Here is a 12,460-nt window from a genome sequence, read left to right on the forward strand (position 1 = left end):
CAACTCATTGGCCGCTTGCCCTAGACGACCTCACTGAAACCTTGGATAGCTGACAGCTCGCCCATGCCACGTACACGGCCCCCTAACCTTCGGGTGGATGCGGATCGTTGCCGTACGAGTCCCAAGCAGGATTCTATTATCCTTACCGTGAATCAGAACTTCATCTTCTGGTTTTGAGCGATGGCACGCGCAGCCTCTGCGTTCTCCTGTTGTGTTCGGTGGTGCGAGGTGTCTTTGGCGTTAGCTTCGCCACGCACCGCCAAACCGTCTTCTCGCTCTGCTACATGCTGATTTTTGCCTTTACTTGCCATGCGACAGCTCATCGTTGAGAATTTATGTTGAGACTAGCAGGTGAAGCAAAAACACAGCATATGGCGTTATTTTTGCCAAAAAAAAATACATCATGTAGTGCTGACACAAGAGGCACTGGCCATCTTCGGCTATATGTCGGTTCCAGCCATCGTCGCGCGCTTGCTCAGCCTGACAGCATCGCCAAATCACCATCCATAAGGGCAGTTTCTACTTTGGGCATATCCTCTGCCAAGGCCTCGTCCCAGGGGTCGTACACAACCCCACGGATCGAGTGATACACAAGGCTATTGCGCACGTACTCAATACGAGGCGCATCGGATGACTTGGCACCTCTGATACCCACTCCCCCCTTGAACCGCCACTTCATCGATTCTGCAGCACACGCCACGTGCGAGAACAGCACAATATTGGTTCCCGATTCCTTCTGCACCGATTTGAAGATCACACCATCAATCCTTGGATCGCGGTGAGTCGCCAAGTACTCGGCGATGACCTGTGTTGTCAGATAATCTCTCTCCAGACCGGGGAGAACGGGACGCGTGATCTCGCCGTGCAGGTACCTGAGGAATTCCCTTCGACCGGCTTTTGCAAAGTACTTGGGATCGAAGAAGCTTGGCTCAGGCCCCAGATCCGCCATCTCAAACCGCCCGAAGTCCAGCAGCCTAACCTCCCTGTTCAACCTGAATTCGCCGCTCACGACAGTGCCACCCACAGGAGGGCGCAACTCCGCTATGCAGGTCAGACGTTCGAAAGCCCCATAAAACGCAGGGACACCAGTTGGGTTCATTCTTCCCTCACCCGCCTTGTCCTTCGGGGGCGCCGCAAGGTTACGCGCGGGGTTGGCCGTGATTTCACCGACACTTTCGGGCGTAATGCAGATGCGGGCACGGTAAATCGGAGGTGAATTTTCAGGCTTCAGATTCCGCACAACGGCGTGTTCGTCCGATGAGGCGGAGTACTCATCCAGACCTTCGAATAGCCAGTCCAGGAAAGCCTTTGCACTTTCGTTGAAGAAACGATTCCCGTGCTTCATCCCCTCCTGGAATTCGCCCCATTGGTGGCCAATATCATTCGGTCTGAACGGCAACCTGGAGTAGTTCATGTCATCGCTGTAAGAAGACAGCTCCCTGCATACCGCCCCGACGACAGGTTCGATATCGTCACACCCAAATACTTCGCTGACCCAGATGTCGATGCTCTCACCTTTCTGGTACTGCTCGGCGCCGTTGCCGCTCCAGCGAAAATCGACTTCACCTTCGTAGATGTAAAGCTGAAGGATCTTCTCCACACGGGTGACGATCTCAGTAAGCGGTATGCACTTGCGCTTCGAGGCACAAAGGCTGCAGGAGGTGGAGGTTCCTTTACGCTGGATCTGCCCGCCCAAGAACGGATCAATCACGCACTTGAAGCACACGTTTTTTACAGCCATGGCGATCTCATTATCCTTTAGCATAATGCTGGCGAAGTACAGGCATGTGGAAGCTGGGCATGATCGCTGATGATCATTCATAGACCAACACCTTGTTCGCCGCTCAATTGCGTGACTGATTGATTATCACCGCAAAGCCGACGGCGGAGGCTGCCCCATGAACATCGAAGGACAGGAGATCAAATGAGCTCGATCAAGGAATATTTCTTTGAGGTACAGCAGGAAAACTGCATCGAATGGATTCGCCAGCAGTACGGGATTGAGATCGATCCCGACGAGGATGAAGAGCATTGGGCGGAACTGGCCGGCGAGTACTCGGCCATGCTTGAGGCCGGAGAAGCTGAGTTTGAATGGCTAAATCGGCATTCGCATAGCGAGTTCTTCCATGAGTTTTCTGCTGAGCTGGCGACAGCTTCTAGTATGTTGACGCTTGGTAGCAGCCAGCATGCCGACACCCTGAGTAAGCTCGTCTACGCGCATGTCGTCACCCTGATGGAGGCGTTGATCAGCTCAGTCGTACGCAAGCTTATTGTGAGCGAGCAGATACTTCTGATGAACCTGGTAGCCGGATACAAGAAATTGAGCGGTATAACAGTCACCCTCAAGCAGATTGCTGAGGAACCTAAGGTCGTAGAAGTCATCGTCCTGAAAGCTCTATCCGAGTTGAGCTTCCACAACGTAGCGACGATCAATCAAGTACTACACGCCATGTTCGGCGAGCACATGAAAGGCCTTGGACTGAATGAAATCGGTCGCATCTGCAGCAAGCGTCACGACATCGTTCACCGCAACGGCAAGACTGTCGAAGACCAGCCCATCGAGTTAACCTCGCAGGAAGTGCAACAAGCGATCCGCACCATTAGTGAGTTTGCTGAAGATCTCAAAAGCCGGATCTACAACGCGTTCACTGCGAAAGATGCCGCTGAGTTTTAGTAGACCGGAGCCGGCTCAGCGGCGCGCGAGCCGTGGTGTGAGTAACAGTTAGGAGCTTGCAAGGTGCGTAGAGAATCCGGGGCGATTCATAGTGACCTAAAAGTATATGCAAATCGGACATCACATTTGGCTCGGTTTGGTTGCACTGGGAGCCTTGAGAGAGTACAGAGAGGAATCGAAAAATTATGGCTCAGCAATAATTATTCCTGAGCCATAATTTCGAATAAAGCCAATCGTGTGTAAAACACAGCCCAGAACAGATCGATGCGCGTCGTGAGGCTTTGACTCATCATTTCCCTGTGTATTCCCAATTCGAATCGGTTGGGACATTTGCCTGGCGCATCCCCACCCTACCTCAATTCCGCACCCATCACTTTTTCGTTAGCTCTGGTGGAGCATCGAAAAAGGCCTTGGCTTACTCGCCCTGGCTAAGGGTCGGCATGTGTAGTTAACCCTTTGGTAGCTGACCGTTCAGGTTCATCGAACTCAAGGCACAGCGTGCTAGCCAACACACGAGTTGTCTCCCCAATACTGAAGTTTTTCGCGAAGCCTCCAAGCATCTGCTTTGGATGCGATACCAGGCGGAATTGATACCCACGTCTTCCAGGTAAGGAACATATTTTGTCCGACAAGAGCTCGTCGAAACTTTTATCATGATGCAATATTGCCAGCATGCGACGTGAAAGATACTCTTAACAGATCAGTGTTATGCACGCGCGGCTTACAGGGACATTAGATTCATGATTACAGTTACGGAAAAACTAATTGGGAACATCGAGTTCTCCATTCGTGCAAATGCTGCACCATTTATTACATATATAATAGGCAATAACGGAACCGGCAAAAGCCGTCTACTGTCAAGAATCTGCGAAATATACGAAAATGACGAAAGTACTCGTATAAAGTCAATTCTATGTGTGAGTAATGGAATCAGCGATCGTTTCAGATTTACAAATGGGAACAAACGGCGATACCTAGGGGCCCGAGGCGTTGGCAATGCTATTTTTAGAAGCTCCCTTGATCGAGAGATCGCAAAATTCCTAGTTCATGGTATTAGGCCAGGGAAAATGGCGTTCTTGAACAAACTCTCAAATGCGCTTGGATTTCAATTTAAGCTAACCTTCCCACGTAATAAAAAATCGCCTGTAACTGCTGCAACGCTCGCAGACATGATTGACCAAAGAAAAATAAAAAATGTACCTCTAAACAAACTGATTAGTACGGAAGGCAGAATTTGGCTCGCAAAAATAGCTCGAGAAGGGATCGCAATAGAAAAAATAACGATCGAACAAGCAAGGGAGCTGACCATATTCCTCGACCTAAACCCTGAAGTCAGAATTACAGTATCAAACCAAGACTACTCCATATCCTTCAGCGAATTAAGCTCAGGAGAGCAAAACAGAATAGCCACCGCCTTAAAAATTATTGCACACGCCGAAAACAACACGTTAGTATTGATTGACGAGCCTGAAATAAGCCTCCATCTAAAATGGCAAATGGAGTTTCATGATTTTATATCCGGCATTATGTCCGCATATGAAAACTATCATGTTCTGATTGCGACACACTCTCCTGTAATCGTATCTCAAGCAGCAAAAGACACAACATCCGATGCGATCGTTGTATTAGAGTCACTTGATAACAAAACAATGAACTCGGACGCGCAGCTTGACCAAATGGATTTCCGCTCAAGAAACTCAAACGAAATTAAAAGTTTCGACGGACTAACGCTAGACTTGTTCGACATAGCCACCTACAACACGCCCACAATAGATTTTCGAATAGCAGATGCGATTTTGGGTGCCTCCGAGCATGGAAAACCAATAAAACCTGAAGTTGATAACCTTTTGGCTTTGCTCACTAAAGAAGGAGTGACAGAGAGCAAGAAGGCGACCATTAGAGAAGCTATAACGCTCATCAAACAACACTTCGGAAATAATAAACAATGATGACTCTAGCGGATAACCGCGCCAAAGCTGTACTTACTAGACTACTGCAGTTAGTAACAGATAAAAAAATAAGTGCCGTTGAAGCATGGGATTGCTTTTCAAATCCAAAAGAATCTTACAAATTCAAAAAACTCACTATAAAGATTCAAGAAAAGCAAGTTTACAGCATCAATTCTTTACGAGAGAATATTCAAAAAACACTTAGATACCAAATAAATAAACGATGCGCTTATTGCAAGCGCGTGATGGGTCAGCACGGCATGTCTTGGCATATCGAGCACATTTACGGAAAAACCAAGTTCCCAGAACGCATGTTCTTACTCTCCAACCTAACTTATGCCTGCATAGACTGCAACATGGTGAAAAACAATACAGTCGATCGCAAAAACCCGTTTGTATTTGATATTATTAATCCTAACGCCAAAAACTTTAAATATGGCGATCACATGAAATTCTTACAGCTGTCAACCGAAAGCATACATTTACTTAAGTATGCCCCATGCTCTGCCGAGGGCACAAACACTTATAACAAACTTAAGCTTAGTACCATTGAGCACCTAGAGGTTCTGAGCAGTCTTAACGAATCCGTTCGGCATATGAACGATCGTATTGATGAGCGGCTTGGAGAGCTACTTTTTGAAGGAGCTCATCCTGAGGTTGCGGATTTTTTGCATTCGCTAAAATCAAATATTGCTAAAAATTGAATATCACCACGAGCCATGCAATTTTATACACAAGCACCCGTATTACCTTCCCGCCCGCCATGCTTCGGGGCGTTATTGGACGCCGTGTAAAAACTTATGGCACAAGGCTCTTAAAGCGTAAGTAAGATCTAAGTTTTTTCTGAAATTTACTCCCATTCATCCAGTGAAATCATTATCACGCTTGTACCATACCCATCGCTGAAAATCGGTCTACGAATCGTGATTACCTTCTCGAGCAACTCATCAAAATTGTTCGTTTCTCGAGTAGCCGCCCAGAGTTCTTCAGTTACCATGCGGTCATGTCTTCACAGACCTAGAGATCAAATATTCAATCTTGGGCAGAGCCGAGGCGCTCGCCAGACCGAAGCAACTCAAGAAAGCTACGTCGCCCGTCCCCACGTTTGAAGCTACCAATGAGGTAATTTCCTTCTTGCGTCTCAAGAAGCCAAAAACGTCCTTCTTTCCATACCCTCTGAATTTTCTCCGTCCGAATGATTCCGCCATTGGCTGTTCGGTACGCGTCGTATTGCTGAAGGTGATCGAAAAACACACCAAGACACCTGTTCTCAATGATCACCGCATCGCTGATAAAGGCCGTGATGGCTACTGTGTATTTTCGAAAACTCGCCTGTACAAGACGACTCAGTTGAAAGTCGCTGAGATACTTACTATGAAATTCGACTTCGATGAGTTCAGGCATCCGGCCAAAGCTCCAAAATGACTCAAAATGACTCAAAATGTATTTGCGGCACCAATTGCTTAACCTGCTCTCATGGAAAAAGCGGCACCCACACTGGCTTCTTTCCTTAGGCCTGTTCCCCAAAGGAGGTAGACCGTACTTTTAGTTTCAAACATGCAGCTTTCCGTGAATGATTTCCCGAAGTTGCTGCGCACCCACATAGTCGGCTGGAAACGGCCCTTGCTGTCCAGGACTATCTCATGAGCGAAAAGCGTCGCGGGAAGGAGGCCGAGCATCGTCAGCTTGGCTTTCTCAGTAGGTGTCACTGTGAGGTCGATCAGGATCCACTGCTTTACCACGCAGAATGCTTTTCCTGGGAATGTCTTTGCTGCCAATGCAATCAGCTCATCTTGGGTGCCTTGCCAGCCAGCCACCTCCTTCCCTGCGCCGTAAAGGAGCTGGGAAATCTCTTCTAACGTAACCATGTGAATTCTCAAAATCGATTTAGGTTTAGATCGCACAAATGAGGTTCATCCCAGCGCTAGAACGAAGGGAAAACTAAGATTGCTGAGGTTTATTGCTAAATCTCCACTCATCAAATCTTGAGCAAAAAATCCTGATCGAAACCAGTCTCTTCAGTTGGGTATCCGCGAGGATTCGACACAACTCGGCATCCTCGTTTAACGAAATCCGCAGCGATGTGGGTATGTCCATAGATCCAAAGATCGGCCTTCTCCAAAAGCTCAGGCCAATTGTTTGCGTACGCAGCAATGAGGTGAGCAGGGAAATCCTCACTCACGTGTTCCAACGCGGGGGCATGGTGTGTGACGACAATAGTTTTACCAGCGAAGGGCTTGTCCAATTCACCATTAAGCCAGGCGTACGCCGCCTGTGATTTAGTGATCAAGTCATCAGGACGCAAACGTCGGAAACTTACATCGGTTCTGATCACGGTGAAATCATTCATCCAGTCCCAAGCAATACGTTTTGCGGCAACGACATCACCCGTCGATGAGTAATCTGTCCACGCCGTTGTGACCAAAAACCGGGTTTGATTTAGGATCAGCGTTTCGTTCTCGAGTACGTGCACATGAGGCGCTGCCGCGTCCCTCATTTTTTGAAGTGTGTGATCAATGTGGCCGCCGTAAAACTCGTGATTGCCACACACGTAGATCACAGGGCACCTGAAAACCTCGTTCGCCCATTTCACGCCGCGCGTTTTGATATCAATGTCGCCGGCGAGGATGACAACGTCCGCGTCGGTTTTTGCGGGCTCGAACGGAGCGAAACCGAGGTGCAGATCTGAATAGATTTGGATCTTCATGGATTAACCTGCTACCGCTGTAGTGGCAGAGCGATTCGGGGTCTGACAGTTGGTGCAATGGAAATGCTTCCCAGCGGCAGTCATCGCGTCGTAGATCGTTCGGATGTTTCTGAGCAAGCCTGCGTCGATCTCGCCGGGTGAGCTGCTGTAAATTGCTCCGCTATCGACTTTATGAAGCAGTACGCACTCACCTTTTCTGTCACAGCCGACGATCACACTGATCAGCTTTTCCATCCGTTCTAAAGAGCTCCCATTAATGCAAGCGGGTGTCACAACCTGAACCGCCTCAATCGTTTGCTCCCGGCTACGCTGCGAGATTAAGTGGGCCAACATAGAGGGGTCTGTAGGCATCAATTTTTTGAATCGAACCCCTGCTCCTTCACAAATGCGAAAGCGAACGTGATACCAAAAATCTTCCGAGTTTCGCTCGACCATCCGCCAAGCCGTGCGGCCAGGCCCAGGGAAGCCTGGTAAGCCGACCATACAAGACTCATCTGAAATAAACATGGTGCAGGTTTCCTGGTTTTGCGATGCGCCGAATCGACCGACGTTGGCAGAGATCTAGCCCAAACATTTTGGCAATACATAGCTATTGTTTGTATGAGGAAGCGGCTCCGGCTGAGAGTCTACGAGTCGTGTCCAGATCCGTTTGCCTCGAAACATTGAGACAGGTCTACGTCCTGCAGCGGGATCGCGCTGCTGAAACCAAAACCCGTTAAGGCAAAGTCCCATCTAAGTGAATATATAGATTTGTATGGGCCCACGCAATCGCGGCATACCGTCCTGCTTTGAGGGGAGTCAGGATGTTGCTTCGCAACGCGTATGCGGCAGTATTACAGTTGGTGAGGACTCGGCTGGGTCTGACGCAGCACGACGTTGCTATGACAGTAGCGCCATCGCACGTAAGCCAGCTTGAGGCCGTCAAAACGTCACCGACCCTTGAGGTCAGCCAAGAGCTTGCACAAGCGCTGCATCTGCATCCTGTTTCTCTGCTAACACTCGTCCACGCCGCCAATGACCAGACAACCGCTAGAGATATTCTTCTATTAGCCATGGAGGAATTGGATGCTATCGAGCTGCTCGATGCCTCACTCCCTACTCAGCCCGAGAAGCTGCCTCATCCGCAGACCGTGGCAGCAGAGAAAAAATGGGAAGCAGTCCAGGAACTTAAAAAGGAGGGACGCAGCCAAGCTGAGGTGATAGCGATTTTGGGACTGCCAAAATCAACAGTTGGACGGCTTTGGCACAAGGATATTTCGTAGAGACAACTTACTAACAGAGATGCCGCTGCGAGAGTCGACATGCCACTGACTCAAGACTGGGCGTCTGATATACCAAATGACCTGCGCTAGGCATTCAGCTGCGTGAAGAAATCAATCGCGCATCGCTTTTTCGAACGTATAGGCGTGATACGAGCAGAGACCTCCATTTTCCTGATCATCCTGCCCTAACGCTTCGTCACACATCGAACACTCGGTGTAATCAAGCTCAGCTGCGCACCATAGGCATGCCTGCTCATAGATCACAAAGGTTCCATGATCACATTGATAGCAGTTTTCGACGCAGGGCTCCTCTCCATCGCGAGGATCGTAGTCATGGGCCTTGTTAAGCGCTTCGACCATCAACGGGCCAATTAGCCCCCCGTGGCCGCACGCAAGACACGCATATCGGAAACGATCGTCGTTGTGCTCTACCAGCTCTCCCAAATCCAATGAGTCTTGCGAAGGCATTAGCAATGAGGAGGCACACTCCTCGCACTGGCACTCATCAAGCCAAGGCTCCATCCCCTTTGGAACCCCTGCATCATTCCAAGCCAATTTGCATTGCCTGCTCGTATCCACAAAGAATTTGTGATGCAGCAACATGATTTGCCAGGCCTCGGCCAGAATTTCAGCGGGTGGCTCCTGCAACTGGGTTTGAATGAAGTCTCGAAGCACAGGGAACAGCTCAGCCACGAAATCCGCGACCTCACCCAATGTATTGGCAGGGTGCAGATGCTCCAAGTGATTACGACATTTCTGCAGCTTGTTGATGACGTCCCAGTCAACCTCGATATCAAACGCTTCAAAGCGTTTTTGGATCGTTGCTACATCAATGGTTGTGGGCTTGAACTTGCCCACAGGTAGCCATTCGACCCCGCGCGCTCCATCGCTTTGGGGCAGAACCTCAGGAGGCATGAAAATTAGGGTAGCAGCGTCAGCGGGATCATCGACGCAAGTGGCGATCTTGTACTTGAAAAGCAAAAGTACACCCGCGAATAGATTCCGTATCGCAGAGAGGGCTCGCGCGGGATCCCCCCCTTCGTCTGGTTGACGTAGACACCGTTCGAAATCCTCGACGCCCAATCGAATTGACGTCAAAGCATTTTCACGAAGTTTTTCTGCATCAAGTTCGGGGATTAAACGCTGTTGAGCCAATTGGTAATGCTCCTGATCTGATCTGCGCTATTGGCATAATTGGGCCAACGCTAGTTCAGCTATGCGAAGGTTATCCACTCTTAACCGGTGTAGCATTTCGCATCACCTGACGCTCTTTAATCTGAGCATTTATTCAATGCGCAGGTCAGGTACCTCTAGGTTTTGCCCGGGCTGTGGCCTCTGCTATTAAGGGATCATCAGGCCAATAATGCTTTGGATATCTCCCCTTAAGGTCTTTCTTCACTTCGCTATAGGTCGTACGCCAGAAACTTGCTAAATCCTGGGTGACCTGCACCGGTCGACGTGCCGGTGACAGTAAGTGCAGCTTGAGCACTTGCTTGCCGTTAGCTATATGCGGGGTATCGGACAGACCGAACAGCTCCTGCAGCCTGACCGCCAAAACTGGTGGCTGCTCGCTATAATCGATCCGGATGTTCGAGCCGGAAGGCACAGTGATCGCCTGCGGTGCTTGGGAGTCCAGTTGCTGTGGAAGCGGCCAAGGTAGGAGATTGCGCAAAATCACGGGCAAGTCGAGTTGCCCGAAATGGCTCAGGCGGGTGACCTTCGCAACGTAAGGAGTAAGCCACTCTTCTAAGGTCGCTATGAGCATCTGATCACTAAGATCAGGCCATTCACTCTCCCCCCCTCCATCGAGATCCAATCTTCGCAGAAGCCCAACACGCGCCTGCCACTGTCGTAGCTCCGTAGTCCAAGGCAATAGCTCCAGCCCTTTACGTCGAACGTAACTTACCAAAGCTCGGGCACGGCTTTCGTCATCGAAGTTAGACAAGGGTGACGTCGAGAGTACAAGTTCTCCTACCTTGAGCTGCCGCTCAGCCCGAAGCATTCCCTCACGCTCATCCCAATCAAGTTCATCCACCTGACTCACCTGCTCACGCAGAACAGTGTTGAACAAGCCAGGATCGAGCTCAACCGCCAGATAGATACGCTCTTCACGCTGTCCTTGACGACTCCCCAGATCAGCGATCACGAGCCAGTCATGCTTCATGAGCGCATCCGGCTCAGTGAACAGCGCAGCCCGGCCATTGGCGAGTCGGTAACCTGCACCAACAGCCTGCCGTCGCTGTGCAACACGGTCGGGATAGGCCAATGCTAGCAAGCACCCAACCCACTTTGGATGATCGCAATCCAGTACAGCTTCCGTAACAGTCCCACGTAGAAAGGAACGGTATTGTTTGGCGAGCTGCCGTGACCGTTGTGCACCACTTTGCTCACCTCGCTGTGCACGCTGCTCACCTGACAAAATCGCCAATCGGCTATGCAGGTCTGCCCCTCCTCCACGCTGAATATCGCGCTCCCCCAGCAATGCAGCGATGTCGCAGGCAAGATTTGCCAAGCCCAGCGCATAACCACGCAGGAGTAGATGAGCAATGCGAGGATGGGCGGGTAATTCCGCCATGGCCTGTCCGTGCTTTGTCAGTTGATCGTCTCGTTGCAGCGCACCCAGTCGACGCAACAAATCACACGCTTGAGAAAAAGCAGCAGAGGGTGGTACGTCGAGCCATTTAAGCTGAGTCGGCTGAACGCCCCAACGTGCAAGCTGAAGCGCCAAACCCGCAAGGTCAGCCTGCTGAATCTCTGGAGTGCTGAAGCCAGCCAGTTGTTCATGTTGAGCTTCAGACCATAATCGATAGCAGACACCAGGTTCCAGACGCCCTGCTCGACCTGCACGCTGAGTGGCACTGGCTTTTGAGATTCGCTGAGTGTCGAGCCTAGTCATGCCGCTACGGGGGTCAAAGCGAGGTACTCGCTCAAGGCCTGCATCGATTACCACGCACACGCCGTTTATAGTGATACTCGTTTCCGCGATGTTGGTGGCCAGCACCACCTTCCGCGCCCCAGGAGGTGCAGAATCAATAGCGGCGCGTTGTGCATTCAGATCAAGTTCGCCATGCAATGGACAAAGCAGGATGTCTTGGCGTTGTTGCAGATGGTCTTGCAGTCCCTGATAAACGCGACGGATCTCTGCTTGGCCTGGCAGGAAGATTAGGACACTCCCCTCTTGCTCGTCCAAAGCATCCAGGCAAGTCGCAATGACGCGAGGTTCGATAAAATCGCCCGGTTGCTGCGGCTTGCCCCAGATGGTTGTGACGGGGTACATCCGCCCCTCACTGGTCACGATGGGCGCATCATTCAGCAGTTGAGAAAGCCGCTCCCCTTCCAAGGTAGCGGACATCAGCAGTACCTTCAAAGGCAAATCATCACGAAAAAGCTCTCGGCCATTGAGCGCCAGTGCCAAGGCCAAATCGGCATCAAGATTACGAAGATGGAATTCGTCGAAAATGATGAGCCCCACACCTTCTAAGGACGGATCTTCTTGCAGCCTACGAGCAAGAATCCCTTCGGTTACGACCTCAATACGAGTTTTCGAACTTACCTTACTCTCAAGCCGAATACGGTAGCCAACCGTCTCCCCTACCCGCTCACCAAGCTCAGCAGCCATTCGCTCAGCAGCTGCTCGAGCCGCGAGTCGTCGAGGCTCGAGCATCACGATTATCTGACCTTTCAGCCACTCCTCACCGAGAAGAGCAAGCGGCACGCGCGTGGTTTTACCTGCTCCGGGCGGCGCTTGTAGAACGACCTCATCACGATCATTCAACGCGTTTAGAAGGGCCGGTAGGGCGGCATCGATTGGCAACGTGCTCATACTGACTCCGAACTGTAGGGCGCCAGTATAAGGTGGTCAGGGAGT

General features: G+C 50.5%; 12 protein-coding genes. 4 read left to right on the forward strand and 8 right to left on the reverse strand.

Going from position 1 to position 12,460, the window contains the following annotated elements; translation table 11 throughout:
- Positions 1 to 152 precede the first annotated feature (152 nt).
- Positions 153 to 311, reverse strand: a complete 159-nt coding sequence (locus ACDZ94_RS04155; protein WP_432751110.1) for a DUF2188 domain-containing protein — start codon at positions 309 to 311, stop codon at positions 153 to 155.
- Between the two features lie 164 nt (positions 312 to 475).
- Entirely contained in the window at positions 476 to 1,765 is a 1,290-nt protein-coding gene (locus ACDZ94_RS04160) for an RES family NAD+ phosphorylase (RefSeq protein ID WP_432751482.1), read from the reverse strand.
- A gap of 159 nt (positions 1,766 to 1,924) precedes the next feature.
- On the opposite strand from ACDZ94_RS04160, the gene ACDZ94_RS04165 reads away from it, so the two are divergent.
- The 3 genes from ACDZ94_RS04165 (at position 1,925) to ACDZ94_RS04175 (ending at position 5,327) form a co-directional block, all read left to right on the forward strand.
- Entirely contained in the window at positions 1,925 to 2,674 is a 750-nt protein-coding gene (locus tag ACDZ94_RS04165; protein ID WP_432751111.1) for a hypothetical protein, read from the forward strand.
- Between the two features lie 740 nt (positions 2,675 to 3,414).
- On the forward strand, positions 3,415 to 4,623 hold the full coding sequence (locus ACDZ94_RS04170) for an AAA family ATPase (RefSeq protein WP_432751112.1): 1,209 nt from the start codon (positions 3,415 to 3,417) through the stop codon (positions 4,621 to 4,623).
- Complete coding sequence (locus ACDZ94_RS04175; RefSeq protein ID WP_432751113.1) at positions 4,620 to 5,327, forward strand: hypothetical protein; 708 nt, start codon at positions 4,620 to 4,622, stop codon at positions 5,325 to 5,327. The genes ACDZ94_RS04170 and ACDZ94_RS04175 overlap by 4 nt, the downstream gene beginning before the upstream one ends.
- Before the next feature lie 328 nt (positions 5,328 to 5,655).
- Here ACDZ94_RS04175 and ACDZ94_RS04180 read toward each other — a convergent pair whose 3' ends face one another.
- The 4 genes from ACDZ94_RS04180 to ACDZ94_RS04195 all read right to left on the reverse strand — a co-directional run bounded on the left by ACDZ94_RS04180 (position 5,656) and on the right by ACDZ94_RS04195 (position 7,837).
- Positions 5,656 to 6,027 (reverse strand): hypothetical protein, encoded by a 372-nt coding sequence (locus ACDZ94_RS04180; RefSeq protein WP_432751114.1) that lies wholly within the window; start codon positions 6,025 to 6,027, stop codon positions 5,656 to 5,658.
- A 59-nt stretch (positions 6,028 to 6,086) separates the two neighbouring features.
- Positions 6,087 to 6,491, reverse strand: a complete 405-nt coding sequence (locus ACDZ94_RS04185) for a DUF6957 family protein (RefSeq protein ID WP_432751115.1) — start codon at positions 6,489 to 6,491, stop codon at positions 6,087 to 6,089.
- Positions 6,492 to 6,601: 110 nt separating this feature from the next.
- Positions 6,602 to 7,330 carry a metallophosphoesterase family protein gene (locus ACDZ94_RS04190; RefSeq protein WP_432751116.1) on the reverse strand — a complete coding sequence of 243 codons (729 nt, stop codon included), beginning with the start codon at positions 7,328 to 7,330 and terminating at the stop codon, positions 6,602 to 6,604.
- A 3-nt stretch (positions 7,331 to 7,333) separates the two neighbouring features.
- Entirely contained in the window at positions 7,334 to 7,837 is a 504-nt protein-coding gene (locus tag ACDZ94_RS04195) for a hypothetical protein (protein WP_432751117.1), read from the reverse strand.
- A gap of 296 nt (positions 7,838 to 8,133) precedes the next feature.
- Between ACDZ94_RS04195 and ACDZ94_RS04200 the strand changes: the two genes are divergently transcribed.
- Positions 8,134 to 8,592 (forward strand): helix-turn-helix domain-containing protein, encoded by a 459-nt coding sequence (locus ACDZ94_RS04200; protein ID WP_432751118.1) that lies wholly within the window; start codon positions 8,134 to 8,136, stop codon positions 8,590 to 8,592.
- Positions 8,593 to 8,703: 111 nt separating this feature from the next.
- Here the strand turns inward: ACDZ94_RS04200 and ACDZ94_RS04205 are convergent, their stop codons facing one another.
- Together ACDZ94_RS04205 and hrpB are read right to left on the reverse strand one after the other, a co-directional pair.
- Positions 8,704 to 9,747 carry a hypothetical protein gene (locus ACDZ94_RS04205; RefSeq protein ID WP_432751119.1) on the reverse strand — a complete coding sequence of 348 codons (1,044 nt, stop codon included), beginning with the start codon at positions 9,745 to 9,747 and terminating at the stop codon, positions 8,704 to 8,706.
- A 145-nt stretch (positions 9,748 to 9,892) separates the two neighbouring features.
- On the reverse strand, positions 9,893 to 12,415 hold the full coding sequence (gene hrpB, locus ACDZ94_RS04210; protein ID WP_432751120.1) for an ATP-dependent helicase HrpB: 2,523 nt from the start codon (positions 12,413 to 12,415) through the stop codon (positions 9,893 to 9,895).
- Positions 12,416 to 12,460 lie beyond the last annotated feature (45 nt).

The sequence above is a fragment of the Pseudomonas sp. UBT genome (assembly GCF_050915955.1).
Lineage (GTDB): Bacteria > Pseudomonadota > Gammaproteobacteria > Pseudomonadales > Pseudomonadaceae > Aquipseudomonas > Aquipseudomonas antarctica_A.